Source organism: Lentibacillus sp., assembly GCF_035301675.1.
Lineage (GTDB): Bacteria > Bacillota > Bacilli > Bacillales > Amphibacillaceae > Lentibacillus.
On record NZ_DATGTT010000047.1, the window covers coordinates 84,648 to 107,502 of the forward strand.

A 22,855-nucleotide genomic window follows, 5' to 3' on the forward strand; every position below is an offset into this window, starting at 1 on the left:
AAAACACTAAACATTGATTTCATGAACTACAATATTTCATATGCAGAACTTCATAGCTAGAGGAGGCAATATACGAAGGCTCCTATGGGAACAGCACGTGTCCGAAGACCCCGCAGAAAAGCGGTATTTGCTTTTCAGGAGGCTGAGGCCGTGCCCATGGAAAGCGAAATATATTGCCGGAGCGTCTTAAAACACTTATCGTGTTCAGAATGGAAGAAAACTTACACTATGTACGCAGTTTATTTAACTGTAATGGAAGACATCAAAGTATGCAGGAATAACTACAAAAAACCTTTGCGGTCCTGGTATGTATCACCGCAAAGGTTAAATGCCCATCTTATAGTCATATTGTTTAGCTTTATCCGGTTTGGCATTTTCGAAATTGGTACGCACAAAAGGTTTATACGAACGATCCACTTTTGATACAAATGGCAGTTTCAGCAACTTGGATTCAACGTTGTCCAAGGCTTCCTGATCAACGTAAATAACCGCATATTTAAGCTTTTTGGACGAATAAATCAAGTGACCGTACCGTTTAATATGTTTTATATTTTTCATATGCTGAAACCAGACAATCAGCCCTTGACGTTTCGTTCTCATCAAACATCCCCGCTATCCTTCCATTTGCAATCAGTTTACCAGAATCTGATTGCAACATCAAGAGACCTTGCAGCCGCAGCCCCCGCCGTGACCGCACCCATGATCCGTCAATGCAGCACCGTCTTTGGGCGCTTTAATGTCATCGCTTACGCTAAAAGCAATATATTCGCTTATTTCGTCGAGCATCTTCTGTAAGTTACGTTCAGCGACTTTAAATGCAGCCACCTTTTCATTCATGTCCACTTTACGCTTTGACGAACGCACCTTTTTCATAATCTCATTATAATCAGGATGATATCTGCCAAAGCGCTGCACTTCATCATATTGTTCTTTTATATCATTAAACGCTTTAATCAGCTGTTGTGCCTCTGGATCTTCATTAAGAGCTTTTCGGGCATCTTCATAGGATTCCATGACGTCAGACTTTAAGACCATATCACTTAGTATCTCTGAGTGGTCCAGGATGTCTGCATACTCGATAGTTCCTATCATAATTTCACCTCCACCACCATCCTATCATGGAATTCGGGAGATTAAAACAGCGAAACACTCAGTCTTTCATGGCACCGGCAAGATTGATAAGTGTATTGACCATCTGTACATGACTGCCAATTTTACCAATCTGCTGGGAGAATGTTTTGCCGTAAAACGCTTTCGACGCTCTTTCCAATTCCCGCACCTTTTGAGGTTCTCGCGTTAAATAGCGATACCACACAGGGTTCAGCCGGACAAAATGAGCCAATTCAGGATATTGCTTTAGATATTGATATACTTGTATCTGCATCGTATCACCTCTAATCCTTGAACGCACTAAACAAGTTGTCATTTCTGAATGGCCGCTGCGAAGGCTCTTTATTTGATTGGAATTGTCCGAGCATACCCTGAACAGTTGTTATCGTTTTATTAACGTTATCCACTTGCTTTTGTAATTTATCCAGATCTATATTTTCCGACATTTGGATCAGTCGTTCCATAATCTCTGCTTTCCCCTGTTTAGATCTGTTATCCGGATTATCGGAGACATTAGCTTTGTATTGATCCCAAAACTGATCATTTTCTCCAAGTAAAGCCCATTTCTCATAGTACTCCTGAAAACCTCTGCCATTTTTCCGGACTTCTTCGACCAATTTGGGATGCTTCTGTAAAAATGCTTTGAATTCCCGGACACTTGGATGAAGATTGTCACTCATAACGACTCACCTCAGTAACATTATCAGTTACTGATATTTTATGAATAATAGGCAAATACTGTGCGCGGTAACCGATTAGTCTTAAATGGCCTTATTGCCTTTGGAGGAAATTTTGAGTGTAATGAAGCTGATGGACACCCACTCCTAAGTGTGTAAATTCGTCCTTCAGCAACGCTTCACGATGCCCTTCACTATTCAGCCACCCATGAATAGCTGCCGGTGCATCAGGGTATTGAGCGGCTATATTTTCGCCTGCAGACTGATAGAGCACATCTTTTGCAGCCAGCCGTTCTTTTAAGCCGTCGCCATCCTGTTCATAATGCGAAAAATAATTATTTTTTGCCATATCTTCACTGTGAAGATAGGCAACATTACTGACAGTTTCATTCCATGCTAAATCTGATTTTCCATGCTGGCTGCGGATAACATTTGATATATGGAAGATTTGCTGTTCTGCCCCCTCCTCAATTTTTGCCCATTGTTCCTTAGAGAAATCCGGTTTTTCCGTCAGTTTCCCGTGATACTGAATTTCATACGGACGATGAAGCAGCAGAATATCAGCAGACATCATCCTGACAGCTGACACTTTATCCGTAAATGTATCAAAATAAATTTGCAGGAAAATATCGTCAGAAACTTTAACCAAAGGGCGTTCCTGCAATTCCTTATCGGTCAGCCGGAATGTATAAGAGGAAGAATCATTATTATAGGTAACTTCGCGCTTAAAAGAAAACTGATCTTTAACAGCGTCATAGGTTTGTCCAATTTCAGCAGGTCCCAATGATAAATCACTGCCAAGTGCATAAATCGATTTAACGTGATTATCTTGAATTCCAAACTGTATATATTCTCCCTTTTTGTCCGAGTACATCCACCACTCATATCCGTAAGCACTCGGATCTTTGCGCGATGGCTCCCCAAAGGATTTCTCCAATTGATCTACTGGTTTGTTCATCCATTGAAACGTATCACCCTGTAATGGAACGACCGAGCGCTTATCCGGTATCTCCTTTGACTCAAGTTTGTTTTCCCTATGGTCAAAACCTACACTGGAGATTTTGTCGGGATCATTTTCTATGAAGCCTTTTTCCACTATATAATAAGCCCCGATAACTATTGCCAATAATACCGTTATTCGAATTAACCGCATATCCGCTTCCCCTTCTATTAAAACGTTAAAATATCTATATGTGTCAATCAGTCAATACATGTATGAATCAGAACAAAAGCAACCGCCCTCAAACGGTTGCTTCCATTATACTACATAAAGCGAAACTTCATTCAACGGAACGATTTTCCCCGTTGAATGTTAGTTGAGCAGAATCGGGCATTTACGGACACCAATTCCGACTTTATGGAGATTGGTGTCCGTTATTTGCCATATCAGTGAATTTCAGGCCTTTCTGAAATATCCTCAAGTGCACTTCCTGCTGCTTCGTTTGATTTATCTTCGAGTGAAAGATCCCCCAGAGAAACAATGCCAGCCAGTTTGCCGTTTTCAACAATCGGCAGACGGCGAATTTGTTTCTGTGCCATCATGTCAGCCGCTTCCTGTACCGATGTATCCTGTGATACATGATAAAGCTGCCCACTCATCACATCCTGTACTGTTGTCGTATCAGGCTTTTTTTCGGCATATCCCCTCAATACCAGATCCCGGTCCGTGATAACACCCATCAATTCTTTGTTTTCGGAACAAACGGGAATCACCCCTACATCCCTTTCCTTCATTTTCGATGCTGCTTCATACAGGGTATCCTCTTTTCGACAAACAGCAATATCTGTACTCATAACATCTTGCACATTTTTCATTGAATTTACCTCCTTAAATGATCTGTACATTTTAATCTTTCCCAAATAAGTAAATATCTTTCACGATTATTTGATCCCTTTTCGATTGCAAGTTAAACACATTTTTATTATTATAAAAGTGTTAGGATATTTTTGCGAGGTGGATAAAATGAGACTAGAAAATACTGGAATTGAAGAAGCGATTGTAGATATAACACCACTGGACCGTCTGATGGGAAATCACGCTTTCATCCGTGGCGGACAATGGGATTATGAACGTGTGACATATGATTATAAAATTGGATCCAAGGAAAAGAACATTACATATTATATTCGTATACAAGGCTATGCAGTCGAGGGAGATGTTGACCGGGGGAATGCAGTTATTCAGCTGAAAACACCTCTTCTCGGCAAGCATTATTATCCACATGGCGTCGAATACGGCGAAGATGAAAAATTTCCGGAAAATCTGGTGGACCGCGCCGTCAGCCTGGTAACAAAGGTTAATGAAGATATTAATAAATATAAAAAATAGTGGTTCAAAAAGCCCGTTACTTTTTGAATGTCTGTGACGCCCTGCCAACTGCTTCATAAGAGTAAGCGGTTGGTTTTTTCTTAGCGGAAATACCGACAAAACCGTGTTATCTGTATTGGAAAAAGAGATTTCTGTGAAAACTTATAATTTTTAAGCAGAATGTATATAAACAGCGCATGGTACTATTCATCCCGCCTTAACGGGCGACAGGACCCCCAAGCCATCCGTTAAGATCCGGTTCGTTTTAACTAACATACATCCTTCAGTTGACGTATGAATGAAAGGAGATCTTCATTTACATTGCTTGGATCGATTACTAAACGCCAATGGACACTTATTTTTTTAGCAATCTTTCTTCTTCTCTTTTTCTTTTTCGTGCTTCCGATATCTATTCCGTTAGTTCTTGCTTTAATCACGGCTTTAATTTTGAATCCGCTCATCCGATTTATCCAGAAGAAAATTAAAACCGGCAGACAGACAACTGTCATTATAGTTTTTCTTCTGTTTTTGGTTTTTTTGGGAATCAGCGGATCACTGGTTGTAACAAAAGCCGTCACACAAGTTGTCAATTTTGTTGAGGATATGCCTTCATATGTGACTCAATTGAATAATGCTTATGAAAAATGGGAATCCGGCTTTGAGCAATATACGAAAAATCTTCCGAAAGAATTTTATGATCAGGTCACCACTACAATTGAATCACAGCTCACTTCGATGAGTGGCACCTTAAAAGAAACCATTACCATCGACAGGGTGGCACAGATTGTTGCTGATATCCCTCAATATTTGATCAGTTTTATCGTTTATTTGATTGCCTTATTTTTGTTTATGCTCGAACTGCCAGTACTTAAATCAAAATTTTATAAGCTGATGACAAAAGAAACCGCTGAAAAAGTTTCGTTCATGAACAGAAGACTTTCGGATGTTATGTTAGGTTTTTTTAAAGCGCAGTTCCTTGTCAGTATTATAATTTTTGTTGTTACACTCATTGGGTTATTATTGTTTACACCGGATGTGGCCGTAATTATGTCACTGTTTATTTGGCTGGTCGATTTCATCCCGATTATCGGTTCGATTGCCGTACTGGGACCGTGGGCAGTTTTCGCCTTTATAGCAGGCAATGTGGTATTAGGGGGCCAATTGGCTGTCCTCGCCATCATATTGCTGGCTATCCGAAGAACAGTAGAGCCTAAGGTCATGGGTCAGCATATCGGGCTTTCTCCGCTCGCAACCTTAATAGCCATGTTTCTCGGGATAAAATTGCTGGGGCTGCTTGGATTTATACTTGGACCGCTGTTCCTAATAGCATTCAATTCAGCACGAGAGGCAGGCATTATAAAATGGAATGTAAAAATTTAAAGTGTGCCCGACAATTAAGTCAGGCACACTTTTTTATCCCCCCAATATCGCTTTAATCATACTGGTCGTTTTGCCGCCGTCATAAATGATATAGAGCAACAGATATACCATAACCCCTGTCACGGCGCTGAAAAACCACATGATACTTGTAACAGGGCCAACCTTTCTGTGAATGCGTATTTTCCTTTTTAATGCTAATGTGATGGTAACGACACCAAATATTGCACTTGTTGTTGCCAAAATGATGTGGAAAATCAAAAAGATTGTATAGTAAATCTTGATTTCCTCCGGCCCTCCGAAGCTTGTATTCCCAATAAAAATGGTTCTGGATACATAAATGATAAAAAATAACAGTGCACTCACGGCAGCCGCTAGCATTGTTCGCTTATGTGCTTTGGCTTTTCCCTTTATAATAAAGCTCCATCCGATTGCAACGAGTACAGCACTTGTTACAATAAAAAACGTACTAATTGTGGGTAGAAATGGCATAAATACATAATCCCTCTCTCTCTGTTAAATAAAGTGAAACTTCAATCAGCGGAAGCTTTCCCCCCACCGATTGTTGAGTTGAACAGAATCGGGCATTTACGGAAATTGCCTCCGCACCTAAACTTCCTTGTAAACTTGAATTTTTGAGATGGGGACTTAGACTTACTGCCCGTTACATGCGGGATAAAAACATGGATTTCACTGCTTAATCCGTTGTCTTCATCAGTCATTGTTCGTTTGTACTCGGTTCATTCGTATTTGCAGGCAGTGGATCAACCTGCAGACTTTCCTTGGTAAACCAGCTGAAGAAGACTCTTCCCAGCATGATTCCATATGTTATCTCCTGCATAATCTTCATGATAATGCCGCCTAATTGCTGATCTTGCATTGTTGTCATCGGTGAGAACATTTCAGGACCTGATATAGCTGAACTCAAACCCTGCAATACACCACTTGGAACACAAAGTGACAGTGCCTGAAGCCATGCCCCTTCCTGTGTATAAGCAGCATAAACCGGCGTATCAGCAAAAATTATCAGTACACATGCAGGAGTGATTAGCACACCGTTTGCAAAAATATAGAAAATTTTGCCCAATGGCGGCATCCGATCGAATTCCTTTAAAGGACTCAATATCGGCCACCAAACGATAAATGCTGCTATCAGAATTATGACGGATATGGATGAATGTGCCGATTGTGATGACTTTGCAAAATCAAAAATAGCCGGTAAGTGATATAACGAAAACAGTGTATTGAATAATAACAGTGAGATAAGAGGTATGGAAAAGAACTTTAACACCGGTTTAATGAATCGTCGATTAACAACTTTTTCCCAAAACCATGTCGGTATCCCTTTGATAATGAAAATGGGAAATACAATGTAAAAAATCGCCATTTGCATCATATGGGCTGTCAGCATGATATGGGATAACAAATCAACCGGCGCACCCTTCACAGCGTATAACAAAACCATGCCGCCGTAGAAAAAGAACTGTTGCTTTCCTGACGGTCGTTCCTTTCCACTGCCGCCAAACTTATGACGATATGGTCCGGTAATCAGATAGTATATCAAGGCAAGTCCCAACACAAATAATAAATAGTACGGACTCCATAGCGCACGAAAACCAAAAATTTGCAGATTGAGCCACATAAATCATTCACTCCATACACGGATGTTTATTTTCGTATAGTATATTATATTATAACGTATTTTACCGCAGGACATCCAACCATTATGTGACAATTTGCGAACAAATAAACCCCTGCGCCTGCCCTTCATTACAATATCAATTTGAAAAAAATATATTTAAACATTAAAAAAGACCGGGAATAGCTCCCGATCTTTTGAAACACTTACCACCAGGTGATAACTCCCAGTGCCGCCAATGCGAGAAGTGCTGCCCAGAGTCCGCCATACATCATTAATGCCGGCATACCATGTCCTTTTTCCTTCATGTGCATAAAATAATACAGCTGGAATCCTACTTGCACAGCTGCCAGGATGAGCAGGACAGGGATGACAAACATGCTGTCCATCATACCCGTTGCAACAATAATAAAGGCGATAATTGTGAATGCAATCATCAATGCAAAAGAAATCAGTTGTTTTTGCATCTCTTCTTTGTTCTTTTGCTTCTGGAATGGATTAACTTCGTTGGAATTGGTGCTGTCTGCCATCCATTAACCCACCTTTCCCATCAGATATACTACTGTGAAAATAAACACCCAAATAACATCAATAAAGTGCCAGTATAAACTGAATACATAAAACTTAGGTGCATTGTACAAATTCAATCCGCGTTTTGCGTTCCGGATCATCAATCCAATCAGCCATGCCATGCCAAATGTTACGTGACCGCCATGGAAGCCTACCAGTGCATAGAAGGCAGATCCGAATGCAGATGAACGGAATGTGAAACCATAATCCGTTATATAATGTGTAAACTCATAAATTTCACATCCTAAAAAGGAAAGGCCCAAAACGGCAGTTATTCCAAGCCATAACTGCATTTTCTTAAAGTCATTGTTTTTCATATGGTACATGGCGTAAACACTTGTCAGAGAACTTGTCAACAACAGAATGGTCATGATGAAAACAAGCTCCAGTCCGAACAGGTCATTTGCTGTCGGACCGTCGGCTGTTGAACTGTTCAATGCAATATATGTGCCGAATAGGCAAGCGAAAAGTACCGTTTCACCACCAAGAAAGAACCAGAAGCCGATAAATTTGTTTTGTCCTTCCTGTGTAGCCTTTTCCGGTTCATTTGGCATCGTTTCCGGATTTAAGGTATGATCATGACTCATATTAGTCAGCCTCGCTTTCAAGTTCATCTTTTGGTATATGGTAACCATGGTCATCTTTCAATGATCTGGTTAGCATCGAGCCTAACGTGACTGCCATGCCGCCAAATAACAGGATATATGCCCAATCATAGTCCACCTGATAGATGAAACCAAATCCGGCTATGAACAACCCAAGAGACATAATAAACGGCAGGAACGATGAATTTGGCATATGGATATCACCCAATGGTTCTGCAGGTGTTGGTCTGCCTTTACCTTCCGTTTTTTCAACCCACAGCGCATCCAATCCGCGGATAAGTGGTATTTGTTTAAAGTTATAATGAGGCGGTGGAGATGCTGTGATCCATTCAAGAGTTCGGCCATCCCATGGGTCTTCAGCGACTTTTTCGCCTTTAACCGCTGTGTACACCGCATTAATAAGAAATACAGTCACACCGAACGCCATAAAGAAGGCACCAACCGTACTAATCTGGTTACCTAGATCAAGTCCCTGATTTTCTAAAAATACCCAGTAACGTCGAGGCATTCCCATGAGTCCCAGGAAATGCTGGATAAAGAATGTTAAGTGGAACCCGATGAAAAACGTCCAGAAAGTCAACTTGCCCATAGCTTCGTTCAGGATACGTCCGAACATTTTTGGCCACCAGTAATGCAGACCGGCAAAGATACCAAAAACTGTTCCACCGACAATTACATAGTGAAAGTGGGCAACTACGAAATACGTGTCGTGATACTGATAGTCAGCAACAACAGACGCAACCATTATTCCGGTCATACCACCGATTGTAAACGTAGGGATAAAGCCTAACGCCCAGAGCATTGCCGAATTAATGGTAACCTGGCCGCCCCACATGGTCGCCAGCCAGTTGAATATTTTGATTCCGGTTGGAACTGCAATTGCCATCGTAGCGATTGCGAAAATAGAATTCGCTACAGGTCCCAGTCCAACGGTAAACATATGGTGAGCCCAAACCATAAATCCTAAAAAGGCAATCAGCATCGTTGCAAATACCATTGCGGTATAACCAAACAACCGTTTTTTAGAAAATGTCGCAAAAATCTCACTGAACACACCAAACACCGGCAGTATCAAAATGTACACTTCCGGATGTCCGAATATCCAGAATAAATGCTGCCAGATGATGGCATTTCCGCCTAGACCAACATCAAAGAATGCTGCGCCGAACATCCGGTCAAACATGAGAAGGAATAATCCTATTGTCAATGCCGGGAAAGCAAACAAAATCAATACACTTGTAATAAACGTCGTCCATGAGAATAGTGGCATACGCATATATGTCATACCAGGTGCACGCATGGTAACAATGGTTGCCAAAAAGTTTATACCGCCCATCAATGTACCTGCACCTGCAATCTGCAGCCCTATTACATAAAAGTCAACACCGTGTCCCGGCGATGTGGTTGACAGCGGCACATATGCAGTCCATCCGGCATCAGGTGCGCCACCCAGGAACCAGCTGACGTTCAGCATAAGCCCTCCGAACATAAAGAGCCAGAGTCCCAATGAATTCAGAAATGGAAATGCAACGTCCCTCGCCCCTATCTGCAATGGCATGACCGCATTCATTAAACCTAATAAGATAGGCATGGCAGCCAAGAAAATCATCGTTGTTCCATGCATCGTAAGCAGTTCGTTATAAAAGCCTGCACTGACAAAGTCATTTTCAGGCTGAATTAACTGGATGCGGATAGCCATGGCTTCGAGTCCGCCAAGCAGAAAGAAAAATCCTCCGCCGAATAAATACAAGTGTGCAATTTTCTTATGATCGACAGTTGTCAAATAATCCCACAAAACAGCACCGAAACCTCTTTTTTGAGCAGCTACTGTACTCACAGTATTAACCTCCCTTTATAATCTTTCATCCCTATTATTCTTTACCTGCACTTTCAGGTGTGATATCTGATGGCTGTAATTGCAATAAGTACTCCGCAATTTTACCTGCTTCATCTTCTGAAACATCCGGATAATTACCGGTCATTTTATTTCCGGGTTTGATGGATTCCGGATCCATAATCCATTGTTTCAGATTTTCTTTATTCAATTCCTCAATTCCTGCCAGTTTGGACCGATCGCCAAAGTTGGTCAAGTTCGGACCGATTTGAGCCGGTGATGAGCCAATTGCGTGACAGGACATACAATTCTTCTCCTGGAACAATGCCTGCCCTTCCTGAGCAACAGCATCCTGTGGCTCTGCTTCAGGGTCAACATTCTGCATGTCTTGTACCCATTGGTCAAATTCCTCCTGACTAACGGCTATAACCTTAAAGTCCATGAGTGAATGGGATGGGCCGCAAAACTCTGCACATTTCCCCCAATAAACGCCCTCTTCGTAAGCCTCGATATACATCGTATTTTCGTTTTCAGGGTTCACATCCATCTTACCTGAGATGGTCGGTACCCAAAACGAATGAATGACATCCGAAGATTTCATATTCAGGTATACTTTTTCGCCAACAGGAATATAAAGATCCTGACTTGTTTGAATTTCCTTGCCTTCGTAATTGAAATGCCACCAGTATTGGTTGCCGGTAACCTGGACGTTCACACTGTCACTTGCAGCTGAGTCATCGGCTAAGTCGAATGTAGCCGTTACAGTCGGCACCGCAATAATAAGCAGCAGGATAATTGGAATAACTGTCCATACAGTTTCCAATGTTTTGTTACCTTCTACCTGTTTAGGAATATAATCTTCCTGGTCTTTCTTTTTACGGTAACGAATTAACACGATTGTATACACAACCATTACGGAAACAAGCACAAACAGCATTACAATGGTTGACAGGATAATCAAATTAAATGACGTCTCCGCTCCATAACCTTTTGGGTCAAGAGCTGTCAAATTCTCTTTACCGCATGCTGAAAGCACGAGTGCTGTTAACCCTAACAGACAAAATGCCCGGATTTTTCCCATCCAACCTTTCATGTATCCATACCTCTCTTTCTCCTTTTAAAATCTGCATATTGTATTAACACGAATAAACAAGCTTAACTGAAGGGGAGTTCTAATGTTACGATAACCATCATTAAGAATAGTATCGTCAAATAGTTCAATGAATAGATAAAAATCATATTTGCCCATTTTAGATCATTTTTCGTAAAAAACCCGCTGATACCGAGCGCAAGCCATCCTGCATTCAATAATGTGGCAACCACTAGGAATACAGTGTTCAGTGAAACCATAAAAAATGGCAATGGCAGCAAACATGCGATGTAGACGACTATTTGCCGTTTTGTAATTTCAAAACCATATACAGCAGGTAGCATTGGTACACCAGCGGCATTATATTCTCTGTTTTTTTTCATTGCCAATGCAAGAAAATGCGGCGTTTGCCAAATAAACATGATCAGGAATAAAATAAAAGCCATCGTGTGAAGTCCGGGGTCAACAGCTGCCCACCCAATTAATGGCGGAACTGCGCCGGAAAAACTGCCGATTGCTGTGTTCAATGTATACTTGCGTTTTGACCACATTGTATATAATACGACATATACAAACCAGCCAGAGAATGCAATCAGAGCAGCTTCCATTGTAGTGAACATCAAAAGAATCAGCCCCAGAGCGGTTGATGAAACACCTGCTGCAAGAACACGGTTGAGTGATATGCTCCCAGTGACTGTCGGACGTTCTTTCGTCCTCGACATAACCGGATCAATATCGACATCATACCAATTGTTCATCATACACCCGCCTGCAATTACCAGTGCACTGCCCGCAATCGTCAGCAAAAAAATTTCCCAATTAGCCATAAAAGAGGCATTTGTGAAATAGATAGCCAGCCAGAAGCCGGCAAATGTTGTAATTAAATTTGAGTTCACGATCCCCATTTTTGTCAGTGATTTAAAATCTGCAAAAAATGTCATGATTTTTTTCCTTGTATCAACGGATTTGTCAATAATTGGTGAAGAGGTCGTCTCCACTTTATCCATATATAATTATCCCCCCCTTTTCATCCCAACAAAAGGCATTAATAAATGACAGGCATTATACTTATCATGGCTAAGAATTTACAAAAGTATCCTTCAAACTGACCCAATTGTACCATGGAATTTGAATACAATCTATCTTACTGCATTGTATCCGGGCTCTCCGTAAGTATTATGAATGTGACAAATTTGTGAAAAAGATGCTGAAAATAAAATGAAAGGCTTAAAAGCCTTTAACTGATAACTTACAATATGTGCGGTTTTCCCATGGCAATAGGGTGTGAAGGTACCAAGCCAAACAAATATCCCCTGTATTATTTCTAGCAAAGAACGACCTACAATGCAAGGGTTTTTTACATTTTTATAGTCAAATCAGGAATAAAGTGAAACTTCAATCAGCGGAAGGTTCTTCTGCCCCACTGGTTTTAATTGAACAGAATCAGACTGTATCATCAAAATTTTGAGGCGAGTGCTCGTTACATGTGGTATAATTCGTGATGCTATATGGTAAGGTCAATAATTTTGGTCGATGCGGCTGAAACATGATATTATAGAAATAAGTGTTACAGCAAAACTTGACAAAAAGTGAGGCAATCTTAATGATTAGAAGTCTAAAATTGCTCTCTGTAGTTGCTTCATTGGGGATGATGTTTGTTTTAATCGGGGGCGCACTTGTCACCAAGACCGGATCAGGGCTTGGATGCGGAGAAAGCTGGCCGCTTTGTGAAGGTCAGCTCTTCCCAAAAGAAGTGACACCTGAACTCGTGATTGAGCTCAGCCACCGTCTGATCTCCGGCATTATGGGGTTTGTTGTTTTAGCATTGTCAATCCTTTCCTGGATACTTATTGGGCATATACGTGAAGTGAAATTCCTTGCATTCATGTCGTCATTTTTTCTGATTTTACAGGCGCTAATCGGGGCAGCGGCAGTAATGTGGAATCAATCCGACTTTATTATGGCAACCCATTTTGGAATTTCGCTCATTTCGTTCGCAGCAGTATTTCTGCTGATGCTTCTGATTTTTGAGATCGATACAAAATTCGATGCAAAATCACTGGTTATTGAAAAAAAGCACCGAACTGAAATTTATGCCATAAGCATATACACCATCATCGTTGTCTATACTGGTGCATTGGTACGGCATGTTGAAGCGAATATGGTCTGCAGCGGATGGCCGTTCTGCAGCAATAATTCACCGCTGGCACTCGCAGATTACAGCTTCGAACAGTGGGTTCAGATGGGACACAGATTAATGGCCGCCGTCCTGTTTATATGGACAGTCACCATGGCCGTTAAAATGATAAAATATTACGGGAAGAATCGTGTAATGAATTGGGGATGGATCACGACTGCTTCGTTAATCACACTTCAAGTATTCTTCGGAGCGATGATCATCTTCACTATGCTGAACCTGTGGATTACATTAATGCACGCATTCATCATCTCATGTTATTTTGCAATGCTCAGTTACTTCATTTTACTGTCATCAAGAAGTGCCAAATACGAAAAAGGGTAACGGAAAATTTCCGCTACCCTTTTTATTACTCAAATTCTATTAAAAGATCGTCCACTGCTATTGTGTCGCCGTTTTTAACGTAAACATCCTTTATGACACCGGAGAATGGAGCCTGAACGGTGGTTTCCATCTTCATGGCCTCATTAATCAGAAGATGGTCACCTTTCTGGACCTTTTCGCCTTTATCACAAATCACTTTAACGACTGTGCCGGGCATTGAAGCGCCTATTTGCTTCTCATTGTTCTGATCCACTTTCGGTCTTGTTTTTACTTGGGACTCTACACTTTCATCTTTTACAACAACCTGGCGCTGCTGGCCGTTTAATTCGAAGTAAATGACACGTGTACCGTCAGACCGTGGTTCGGAAATGGAAACAAGTTTAACAAAGAGTGTTTTCCCCTGTTCTATTTCAACTTCAATTTCCTCATCCAGCTTCATTCCGTAGAAATACGTTAACGTGTCCAGAACGGAAATGTCACCGTATGTTTCGTAGAACTTATGATAATCCATAAACACTTTAGGATAAAGAGCATATGAGATCAAATCAAAATCCGTAACAGGCCTGTCGAGTGAATTATAGAGTGAATCCCTCATCTTTGTAAAATCGACCGAATCGAGCAACTCACCCGGACGGACGTTTATAGGCTCTTTCCCTTTCAAAATAATCCGCTGCAGCTCTTTCGGGAAACCTTGATAAGGCTGTCCGATATAACCTTGTGCAAATTCTATCACTGATTCCGGAAAATCAATCGTTTCACCGCGTTCGTAAACATCATCTTCGGACAAATTGTTCTGCACCATAAACAGTGCCATATCACCAACCACTTTTGAGGAAGGCGTCACTTTAACAATATCACCGAACATTTCATTCACGCGTCTGAACATTGCTTTCACTTCATCCCAGCGTTCTTCCAGTCCGACTGCTTTTGCCTGCTGCTTTAGGTTACTGTATTGTCCGCCGGGCATTTCATGAAAGTATATTTCTGTGTGGGGTGCCTTCAGGCCGCTTTCAAAATCTTGATAATAATCGCGTATACCTTCCCAATAATGGGATAATTTTTCATAAGAGTCGATGTTTAGTTCAGGTTGACGGCTTGTTCCTTCCAGTGCATGATACAGCGACTGGGCACTCGGCTGGGACGTCATTCCGGCCATTGGGGAATTGGCAACATCAACTGCATCCACCCCTGCATCAATAGCTCGGGAATACATGTGAATGCCGTTTCCGCTTGTATCATGTGTATGCAGGTGAACCGGTACATCCACTGTTTCCTTCAATGAAGAGATCAGCTGATAGGCTGATTCAGGTTTCAATAACCCTGCCATATCTTTTATGCCGAGAATATGCGCTCCTGACTGTTCAAGTTCCTTAGCCAGGTTCTTATAGTAATCAACGTCATATTTCGTGCGCCCGACATCAAGAATATCACCTGTATAACACATAGAAGCTTCGGCGATTTTGTCATTTTCACGCACAAACTCAATAGCCGGTTTCATGCCTTCCACCCAGTTAAGGCTGTCAAAAATGCGGAATACGTCAATTCCGGCTGTTGCACTCTTTTCAACGAACTCTTTAATCAGGTTGTCCGGATAGTTTTTATAGCCGACCGCATTGCTTGCGCGCAATAACATCTGCAGTAAAACGTTAGGCATTTTTTCACGCAACTTCAAAAGCCGCTGCCATGGGTCCTCTTTAAGGAAGCGGTAAGCAACATCGAACGTTGCACCTCCCCACATCTCTACTGAGAAAAGCTGTGGCAATAAACGGGCAGTCGGTTCTGCAATATGGACCAAGTCTTTTGATCTGATCCGGGTTGCAAGCAATGATTGATGCGCATCGCGGAACGTTGTATCGGTCAGCATAACCCTTTGTTGTTCTTTTAGCCAATCAGCCAGATAATCCGGTCCGTGCTCATCCAGAATCTGCTTTGTTCCCGAAGGTATTTCCTCCCGCTGGTCGATCTCTGGTATCGGCGGTGTGACCAATGAAGGCTTTTCTTTATTAGGAATCCCTTCAAAACCATTCACAGTTGTGTGTCCAATGTAAGTCAGCATTTTGGTTCCGCGGTCTTTTCGCTTTGGAAAAACAAACAGCTCAGGCGTCTGATCAATAAAAGTAGTGCTGTATTCACCTGATAAAAATTGCTGATGTGAAATGACATTTTCCAGAAACGGAATATTCGTTTTAATGCCGCGAATCCGGAATTCTTTTAAGTTTCTGACCATTTTTTGTGCCGCCTGGTCAAAGGACAGTGCCCAGGTTGATACTTTGACTAATAGCGAATCATAGTGTGGTGAAATAACAGCACCCTGAAATCCATTGCCTGCGTCAAGCCGCACACCAAAGCCGCCACCTGTGCGGTAGGCCATGATCTTACCCGTATCCGGCATGAAATTATTCAACGGATCCTCGGTGGTGACCCTGGACTGAATGGCATATCCCAGCGTTGTAATCTCGTCCTGCTGCGGGATGCCAATCGACGTGTCATGAATATTCTGACCTTCTGCTATTTTAATTTGTGTCTGTACAATATCGACACCTGTAATCATTTCTGTGATTGTATGTTCAACCTGAACGCGCGGATTAACTTCGATAAAATAAAATGCATCATCGGTGACGAGAAACTCGACAGTACCCGCGTTTACATAGTCGACATTTTCCATCAGGTTTACAGCCGCATTACAAATTTCATGTCTGAATGCTTCTGACAGAGAAACACTCGGTGCAGCTTCCACAACTTTCTGGTGGCGCCGTTGTACAGAACAATCCCGTTCATATAAATGAACCCTGTTGCCATGGGTATCACCTATAATCTGAACTTCAATATGTTTCGGATTTTCAATCAGTTTTTCCACATATACTTCATCACTGCCAAAGGATGCTCTTGCTTCTGATTTGGCCCGATCGTACGCTTCAGGCAAAGTCTCTTCATTTCGGACAATACGCATACCGCGGCCGCCGCCTCCGAGTGACGCTTTAATGATGATTGGATAGCCATGTTGCTGACCGAACTGCTCGACTTCCTTCAATGAGGAAACGGGGCCGTCAGAGCCGGGGATAACCGGCAGGTCTGCATTGATTGCCTGTGTTCTCGCCTTAACTTTATCACCGAACATATTTAAATGCTCGCTTGTCGGACCAATGAAAATGATGCCCTCTTCTTCACAGCGGCGGGCAAATTCAATGTTCTCCGAAAGAAAACCGTACCCTGGATGAATGGCGTCTACACCTACATTTTTTGCAAGTTCAATAATACCTTCAATATCGAGATAGGCATCGATCGGTTTTTTCCCTTCACCTATCAAATACGATTCATCAGCTTTGTAGCGATGATATGAACTGGTGTCTTCCTTTGAGTAAACTGCAACTGTTCGAATATTGAGTTCTGTACATGCACGGAAAACACGAATTGCGATTTCTCCGCGATTTGCAACTAAAACCTTATTGATCTGTTTTCTCTCTCCCATGTTCTTCCTCCTCTATTGCGAACTGTGTTGTTTTCTATACCTTGCTTATTGACTCCTGCAGGCTCCTGTTCGTTCTGATTGACTGATTTTGCAATGTTATTCATGATTCCCATACCGATCATCATGACAAGCAATGATGACCCGCCGTAACTGACAAACGGCAGCGGAACACCCGTAATGGGAAGAAGTCCGCTGATAGCTCCTAAATTAATGAACGTCTGGATTGCTATCATTGATGATATGCCGATTGCCAGCAAAGCACCGAAACTATCAGAACACTTCCTGGAGATAAAGAGCCCCCGCAAAACAATGATTGCCAGCATCCCGACAACTATTGTCACGCCAACAAATCCCAATTCTTCAGCAATGACCGCCATAATAAAATCGGTATGCGGCTCCAGGAGATACCCAAGTTTCTGAACACTCTGACCAAGACCTTCACCGATCAGACCACCTTCACCAATTGCCAGATAAGACTGGATTAAATGGTATCCGTCATCCCCCGGGTCTTCAAATGGCTGATAAGCACCGGCAAACCTGCTGATACGTTCGTCTGTTACCATACTGGGGATAGCAAATGCCACTAATGTTAAGCCTACAAATGCAAGGATAAACAGATGTTTGAATTGGATTCCTGAACTGAATATGACTGAACAAGCAATCATAAAAATAATCGCAGCTGTTCCGATATCAGGCTGCTGCACAATCAGTGCCAATATCACTGCAGTCAGTATTAATGGCGGTAACACACCTCTATTAAACTCATTAATGTATTCCTGTTTTTTGGAATACACAGATGCAAGATAGATAATCAGGCCCAATTTAGCAAATTCAGCCGGCTGCAGACTGAGTGGTCCAAAATCGAACCATGATCTTGCGTTATTGACAGTATTCCCGAAAATCAGTACGCCTGCCAGAAGGGCAACAATGCCCAGCACTATGACTTTGATCAATTTCTGATAATACTTATACGGGAATATACTTGTCATGATAAACCCCATCATCGCCAGGCAAAACCATTGAATTTGTCTCACCAAGTAATAGGTGCTCTCCTGTCCTTCCACCACTGCTAAAACCATACTTGCACTGTAGATCATGACAATTCCAAACGCTGTAAGGAGTATTGGTGTGATCATCAGCGTGAAATCATAACCTTTTAATTTCTTAAACATCCTACTTCTCCCCAGAAATATGTAATCTTATTGTGTAAACTTCATTCAACGCGGCATCCTATACCCGCTGAATATAACGCCCATTCACGGGGAACTGATTCTCCACTTGTCTTTTACATGTCAGCGCTGCAAATGATTAAAGCGGGAACCCTGCTGCCCGTTGCATGCGGATAGCAACAGATGAACAGAAGTTTTGCTTAGTATAACATATATGCGTATTAGCGTAACCCATCTTTTGGTCCATCTGCCGAACTTCACAGCCTTTTAAATAAAAAAACCTTGCCGACATCCTACCAGGCAAAGTTTTTACCGCATTACACAAAAACCGTCACACAGAATTTTGCGCTGTTTCATGTAATCTATTGAGCTGCCTTTCCAAATTTTCGAGAAGCGCTTTACCTTCATTCTCGTTGATTAAATTCAGTCGTACGGCAAAATCAATTTCTCTTGAAAGTCCAAACATCTGTGTATCCAGAACCTCTTCATATAGAGGGCATTGTGGCATTGTTAAATTTTCAATCTGCACTTCTATGAGCTTGTGTATCCTATCAGCATCTGCCTTAAGAAGGGCATAAGCTTTTTCACGATGTGTTTCTGTCACCTCAGGAATCAATAATATCCCTCCATTAACAAGACTACCTTATAGTTTATATTACCGTTTGTACCATGAAATTGCAAATAAAATTCAGCATAAATGCATCTTTTTATGATGAAAAATTAAAGCTTGTCTGCTATTCTTGGTAAGAATACGTCATTAAAGAGGTGATTATACATGATTGTTCAAATAACAGGTAATGTTTCATACACAATAACACTGGATCCGACGGTATGGATTTTTGATGACCGGAAGATATTACTTGAAGAAGCGTTTACAGAAGACATACAGAAAAAGGACAAAAAAGATGAACTTGCAGATGCTTCCGACCGCTTCAGCCAGGAGGTTTACCAACAAAATCTAAAACCGCCCATTAACAAAACCAATAAAGGTATATCGCGAAAAGATCGGGAGAAAATCCTGGAAAATTCTTATGTTATGCCAATAACAGATTTCTTAAGCTATGCTGAGGTTAAGGAAGGTGCCAATAGTGTCACACTTGAAACAGCGGATGGCGAAAATACTATTCCGCTGCGTACACTTGCAAATAGTTACCTGTTATTCGCCATAGACGGCAAACCGCTGAAAGAAAAAGGTCCGGTTCAATTATTTTACAAAGACGGTTCTAACCAGGAAAATCCCATTAAAGGCATTCAAAAAATTATTGTAAATTGATTATCAAGCTGTTCATACTTGAGGAATGAACAGCTTTTTTCGTATATTTTGTTAATGATGAATCAAACTAATAAGACAGATATTCCGTGTTTATGATAAAGGAGGAGTATACATGCTGCTACGCTTAGGAATACTGTCTTTTTTGAGTTTTACACTTTTGATCGGTTGTCAGCAGAACCAAAATGAACAATCATTGCCCGAGGAGAAAGACGATAATGACCGATTTATCCAAGTGGAAGATTCTGATCCGGTTGAACAGCAGGACTTGACCAATAACGAGATCGCTTCCCATTTAGCAAATGTTGCGAGCGATGTCCCGGATGTCCAAGATGCAGCCTCTGTTGTTGCCGGTCCATACGCCGTTGTTGGGATTGATGTCGATAAAGATCTGGACCGCTCACGTGTTGGCACTGTAAAATATTCGGTGCTTGAGGCATTGCAAAAGGACCCGTATGGGAAAACTGCCGTGGTAGTAGCTGACGGTGATGTTGTTGAGCGTATACGAACAATGGGTGATAAAATAGCGCAAGGGTACCCTGTGCAAGGATTTATAGACGAATTATCAGCCATTGTGGGCCGATATATGCCCGACTTCCCGATTAACGAAGATCGCCCGGATGAAGGTGATCAAAATAAAGAATCAATTCCCGAAGATAAGGAAAAGCAGCTGGATGATGTTGAAGAAGACCAATCCAATCAGCAAAATCAGGAATAGTAAACAAATGTGAAAATTGTTCAGGATGAAAAATGATGAACCAATTTCCTAAAAAGGTGCTTTCTCGCGTATGTATGCCGGGAAAGCACCTGTTTATTTCATGAATTCAATTTTCGTCATCATCTTCTTTTACTTTATTGTAATAGTTCACACCGAACTGTGATCCTTCCGAAACCATTTTGGAATTTTCAAGCTGTGCCGGGGCTTTTGATTCTGCCTGATCTGGCGCCCCCGCATCCTCAAATGTGGAATCGAGTTGATCTTCTTTATTCATATTCCTGATTTTTTCGGCACTGTTTATTACTTTTGATTTGAATGTATTCCGGTTCTCCTCATTTCGCAGCAAATATCCGGTGATTCCTGCCCCTATAGCCCCTGCGGCTGAAGCAATATAGCGTTTTTTCATTCGATACCACCCTTTTATTTGATATTAACACTAGTTATTTTATTCCCAGCTTACCTCCCCGCCAAACATTCACTTTCATACAAATTTCTATCATGTTATATTATAAGAGGATCCAGATTTCAGAGGTGAGAAGAAATGAAAGTACAATGTGTATTATGCGACGAAGTAAATGAATTAGAAGATGACTCATTGCAGGCCAAGCGCTTGCGCAACCGCAGAATTTATATGTACTTATGCTCCGGGTGCTACGACCGGATTGATAATAAAACGAGAGAACGGCATGCTACAGGAAGCTTTAAGTTATATGATGCAAAGAAAAAGAAAAAGGATTTGATCTAAGAATCAAATTAAAGAGACTGGGACAAAAGCATTTAAGGTAAAGCAAAATCCGAACGATGATTCAAATTTCTGCAGATAGCTTTCGAATCAGTTCGGATTTTTCTTTTTGTTGTAACATGGGGTGCCGCGTAAACCAGCGTAGGAAAAATACGGAGACTGGATGCTCATCAGCCGCCTCCGGAAAGCGTAGTATTTTTCCGAAGCGGTAGTTAAAACATATACCTGCATTTTACTGGAATCCCCTGGCTATCGTTCGTTTTTAGTATTGAACATTTTAGTTTTGTCCCAGCCCCTTTAGGCCTGTTTCGCTTTTCGTTCACGATGAAGCCTGTAGCGGTAAATGCCCAGAACAAGACAAATAACTACCAGACTGTCCGTAATCGGGTAACCGACCATGCTGAACAAATTTAAGATAAGCATTCCTGCTGCAAGCATCATATAAACAAGAACTGATTTCAAAACAGGCAGATCTTTAGCGAAACCAAGTTTATAAGCAATACCTGCCAGAATCAGGTTGATTACATAAAATACCCAATAAATATTAATACTGTCCCGATAATTAACAATCAGCTCATATACCAGACTGAAACTATTTTCCATCTGTATCCTCCGTTACTGCAACATTAAAATTAATACTACTCTTCACTTTATCTATCATACTAAATCTTTCATCGGCTCGCCAGTTGTAAAATCGACAAATTTTGAATAAAAATCCCCTGTGTTATATACTGGTTAAAGGAAATTGGGGTGTATATGATGAAGAAACTCGACCTGCCTATGCTGCTTTTGGCAACATTGGTTATATTAATGTTTGTACTTGTCGGGATCGCGATTGCTTTTCGCAATATTTGGCTCGTATTGTTATTTATTATACTTGGTGTCGCTTTTATGGGCTACGGGATATCATTAAAACGTAAAAGAAAGTGACTTCGGTGTGAAGTCACTTTTTTCCTTTTTCCATATACTCGTTAACGATTTTTTCCTGTATAGCCGGATTGCAGGTTAAAACAGAACTTTTCCGGAGCAAATCAAGCGAGCCTCCGAATGCATCCGTTGTCCTCCCTCCTGTTTCATTCACAATGACAATCCCTGCTGCAATATCCCATGGATCGAGCCCCATGGTCATATATCCATCCATGATACCTTCAGCAACATAAGCGAACTCCAACGCTGCAGAACCAAAAGTCCTTGTACCTCTTACGGTCTTCACCAGTTCCTGGATGACGTCTTCTTCGACCAGACGATTTTTACAAAGCCAAAAATGATTTAGGCCTAAAATGGAATCATAAATGCTTTTTTGGTCAGAAAGTGGTGACAGTGCCATCTTATTTTTAAAAGCACCTTCTCCCCGCTTCGCACTGTATAAATTGTCAGCCATGACATCATAGATAAATCCGATTTCGCCGACGCCGTTATGATAAATCCCCACGGATATCGCAAAATTTCGTTTCTGATGAACAAAATTCATCGTCCCATCAATTGGATCGATTATCCACACAGTACCGTCAAGTGATTGCAATTCATCACCATAACCCTCTTCACTGATAATAAGATGGTCCGGGTACGTTTTTTTGATATTCGTCATAAAAAAATACTCTGTATTCCTGTCCATTGTAGTTACAAGATCATTCCGGTCTGATTTCGTATTAATTGTCAGCGGATCATTTATTTTTTCCCTGATTGTATTACCTGCTTCGAGCACCCATTCTTTTGCCTGCTCGTAAAGTTTATCGCGAATTGTCAAGTTCATCTG

At 41.4% G+C, this 22,855-nt stretch carries 26 protein-coding genes; 7 read left to right on the top strand and 19 right to left on the bottom strand.

The genetic code is table 11. The annotated features are described in order from the left end of the window. Positions 1–324: 324 nt before the first annotated feature. The 6 genes from VK097_RS07285 to VK097_RS07310 form a co-directional block, all read right to left on the bottom strand. Positions 325–600, bottom strand: coding sequence for a YlbG family protein (locus tag VK097_RS07285; protein ID WP_324211144.1), 276 nt, complete (start codon positions 598–600; stop codon positions 325–327). Between the two features lie 57 nt (positions 601–657). Next, on the bottom strand, positions 658–1,092 hold the full coding sequence (locus VK097_RS07290; RefSeq protein WP_324211145.1) for a YlbF/YmcA family competence regulator: 435 nt from the start codon (positions 1,090–1,092) through the stop codon (positions 658–660). Between the two features lie 58 nt (positions 1,093–1,150). Beyond that, positions 1,151–1,384, bottom strand: coding sequence for a YlbE-like family protein (locus VK097_RS07295; RefSeq protein ID WP_324211146.1), 234 nt, complete (start codon positions 1,382–1,384; stop codon positions 1,151–1,153). A gap of 10 nt (positions 1,385–1,394) precedes the next feature. Further along, positions 1,395–1,790, bottom strand: coding sequence for a YlbD family protein (locus VK097_RS07300; protein ID WP_324211147.1), 396 nt, complete (start codon positions 1,788–1,790; stop codon positions 1,395–1,397). Between the two features lie 91 nt (positions 1,791–1,881). Next, on the bottom strand, positions 1,882–2,940 hold the full coding sequence (locus tag VK097_RS07305; protein WP_324211148.1) for a CAP domain-containing protein: 1,059 nt from the start codon (positions 2,938–2,940) through the stop codon (positions 1,882–1,884). 233 nt (positions 2,941–3,173) lie between these two features. Further along, a complete protein-coding gene (locus VK097_RS07310) occupies positions 3,174–3,602 on the bottom strand; it encodes a CBS domain-containing protein (RefSeq protein ID WP_324211149.1) in 429 nt (142 codons plus the stop codon). 148 nt (positions 3,603–3,750) lie between these two features. Between VK097_RS07310 and VK097_RS07315 the strand changes: the two genes are divergently transcribed. Together VK097_RS07315 and ytvI are read left to right on the top strand one after the other, a co-directional pair. Then, positions 3,751–4,116, top strand: a complete 366-nt coding sequence (locus tag VK097_RS07315; protein ID WP_324211150.1) for a YugN family protein — start codon at positions 3,751–3,753, stop codon at positions 4,114–4,116. Positions 4,117–4,416: 300 nt separating this feature from the next. Continuing rightward, positions 4,417–5,475 carry a sporulation integral membrane protein YtvI gene (ytvI, locus tag VK097_RS07320; protein WP_324211151.1) on the top strand — a complete coding sequence of 353 codons (1,059 nt, stop codon included), beginning with the start codon at positions 4,417–4,419 and terminating at the stop codon, positions 5,473–5,475. Positions 5,476–5,508: 33 nt separating this feature from the next. Here the strand turns inward: ytvI and VK097_RS07325 are convergent, their stop codons facing one another. The 7 genes from VK097_RS07325 to cyoE all read right to left on the bottom strand — a co-directional run bounded on the left by VK097_RS07325 (position 5,509) and on the right by cyoE (position 12,217). After that, the gene (locus tag VK097_RS07325; RefSeq protein ID WP_324211152.1) at positions 5,509–5,964 is read right to left on the bottom strand and encodes a DUF420 domain-containing protein; all 456 of its coding nucleotides are present in this window, start codon (positions 5,962–5,964) and stop codon (positions 5,509–5,511) included. A gap of 226 nt (positions 5,965–6,190) precedes the next feature. Further along, a complete protein-coding gene (gene ctaG, locus VK097_RS07330) occupies positions 6,191–7,114 on the bottom strand; it encodes a cytochrome c oxidase assembly factor CtaG (protein WP_324211153.1) in 924 nt (307 codons plus the stop codon). A 203-nt stretch (positions 7,115–7,317) separates the two neighbouring features. Then, positions 7,318–7,641 (bottom strand): cytochrome c oxidase subunit IVB, encoded by a 324-nt coding sequence (gene ctaF / locus VK097_RS07335; protein ID WP_324211154.1) that lies wholly within the window; start codon positions 7,639–7,641, stop codon positions 7,318–7,320. Between the two features lie 3 nt (positions 7,642–7,644). Continuing rightward, positions 7,645–8,268, bottom strand: coding sequence for a cytochrome (ubi)quinol oxidase subunit III (locus VK097_RS07340; RefSeq protein ID WP_324211155.1), 624 nt, complete (start codon positions 8,266–8,268; stop codon positions 7,645–7,647). A gap of 1 nt (position 8,269) precedes the next feature. Continuing rightward, positions 8,270–10,123: a cytochrome c oxidase subunit I gene (ctaD, locus tag VK097_RS07345; RefSeq protein ID WP_324211156.1), complete on the bottom strand. Its 1,854-nt coding sequence runs from the start codon at positions 10,121–10,123 to the stop codon at positions 8,270–8,272. 34 nt (positions 10,124–10,157) lie between these two features. Beyond that, a complete protein-coding gene (coxB, locus tag VK097_RS07350; protein WP_324211157.1) occupies positions 10,158–11,213 on the bottom strand; it encodes a cytochrome c oxidase subunit II in 1,056 nt (351 codons plus the stop codon). 62 nt (positions 11,214–11,275) lie between these two features. Next, the gene (cyoE, locus tag VK097_RS07355) at positions 11,276–12,217 is read right to left on the bottom strand and encodes a heme o synthase (protein WP_324211158.1); all 942 of its coding nucleotides are present in this window, start codon (positions 12,215–12,217) and stop codon (positions 11,276–11,278) included. A 596-nt stretch (positions 12,218–12,813) separates the two neighbouring features. On the opposite strand from cyoE, the gene VK097_RS07360 reads away from it, so the two are divergent. Continuing rightward, a complete protein-coding gene (locus VK097_RS07360; RefSeq protein WP_324211159.1) occupies positions 12,814–13,731 on the top strand; it encodes a COX15/CtaA family protein in 918 nt (305 codons plus the stop codon). Positions 13,732–13,756: 25 nt separating this feature from the next. Here the strand turns inward: VK097_RS07360 and pyc are convergent, their stop codons facing one another. The 3 genes from pyc to VK097_RS07375 all read right to left on the bottom strand — a co-directional run bounded on the left by pyc (position 13,757) and on the right by VK097_RS07375 (position 18,982). Beyond that, positions 13,757–17,200 (bottom strand): pyruvate carboxylase, encoded by a 3,444-nt coding sequence (pyc, locus tag VK097_RS07365; RefSeq protein WP_324211160.1) that lies wholly within the window; start codon positions 17,198–17,200, stop codon positions 13,757–13,759. Then, positions 17,167–18,372 (bottom strand): putative lipid II flippase FtsW, encoded by a 1,206-nt coding sequence (gene ftsW / locus VK097_RS07370; protein ID WP_324211161.1) that lies wholly within the window; start codon positions 18,370–18,372, stop codon positions 17,167–17,169. Before ftsW ends, pyc begins: the two co-directional genes overlap by 34 nt. Positions 18,373–18,700: 328 nt before the next feature. Continuing rightward, the gene (locus VK097_RS07375) at positions 18,701–18,982 is read right to left on the bottom strand and encodes an Fpa/YlaN family protein (RefSeq protein WP_324211263.1); all 282 of its coding nucleotides are present in this window, start codon (positions 18,980–18,982) and stop codon (positions 18,701–18,703) included. 162 nt (positions 18,983–19,144) lie between these two features. Here VK097_RS07375 and VK097_RS07380 point away from each other — a divergent pair, with 162 nt between their 5' ends. Both VK097_RS07380 and VK097_RS07385 read left to right on the top strand, forming a co-directional pair. Next, positions 19,145–19,642 (top strand): molybdopterin-binding protein, encoded by a 498-nt coding sequence (locus VK097_RS07380; protein ID WP_324211162.1) that lies wholly within the window; start codon positions 19,145–19,147, stop codon positions 19,640–19,642. A gap of 112 nt (positions 19,643–19,754) precedes the next feature. Continuing rightward, the gene (locus VK097_RS07385) at positions 19,755–20,357 is read left to right on the top strand and encodes a YhcN/YlaJ family sporulation lipoprotein (RefSeq protein ID WP_324211163.1); all 603 of its coding nucleotides are present in this window, start codon (positions 19,755–19,757) and stop codon (positions 20,355–20,357) included. 106 nt (positions 20,358–20,463) lie between these two features. Here the strand turns inward: VK097_RS07385 and VK097_RS07390 are convergent, their stop codons facing one another. Further along, entirely contained in the window at positions 20,464–20,763 is a 300-nt protein-coding gene (locus VK097_RS07390) for a YbyB family protein (protein ID WP_324211164.1), read from the bottom strand. Positions 20,764–20,898: 135 nt separating this feature from the next. On the opposite strand from VK097_RS07390, the gene VK097_RS07395 reads away from it, so the two are divergent. Further along, positions 20,899–21,102: a YlaI family protein gene (locus tag VK097_RS07395; RefSeq protein WP_324211165.1), complete on the top strand. Its 204-nt coding sequence runs from the start codon at positions 20,899–20,901 to the stop codon at positions 21,100–21,102. A gap of 294 nt (positions 21,103–21,396) precedes the next feature. Here the strand turns inward: VK097_RS07395 and VK097_RS07400 are convergent, their stop codons facing one another. Further along, positions 21,397–21,702, bottom strand: coding sequence for a YlaH-like family protein (locus VK097_RS07400; protein ID WP_324211166.1), 306 nt, complete (start codon positions 21,700–21,702; stop codon positions 21,397–21,399). Positions 21,703–21,858: 156 nt separating this feature from the next. Here VK097_RS07400 and VK097_RS07405 point away from each other — a divergent pair, with 156 nt between their 5' ends. Then, positions 21,859–22,029: a DUF5325 family protein gene (locus tag VK097_RS07405; RefSeq protein ID WP_324211167.1), complete on the top strand. Its 171-nt coding sequence runs from the start codon at positions 21,859–21,861 to the stop codon at positions 22,027–22,029. A 13-nt stretch (positions 22,030–22,042) separates the two neighbouring features. On the opposite strand, the gene VK097_RS07410 is transcribed toward VK097_RS07405, so the two are convergent. Next, positions 22,043–22,852 (bottom strand): inositol monophosphatase family protein, encoded by an 810-nt coding sequence (locus VK097_RS07410; RefSeq protein ID WP_324211168.1) that lies wholly within the window; start codon positions 22,850–22,852, stop codon positions 22,043–22,045. Between the last annotated feature and the right edge of the window lie 3 nt (positions 22,853–22,855).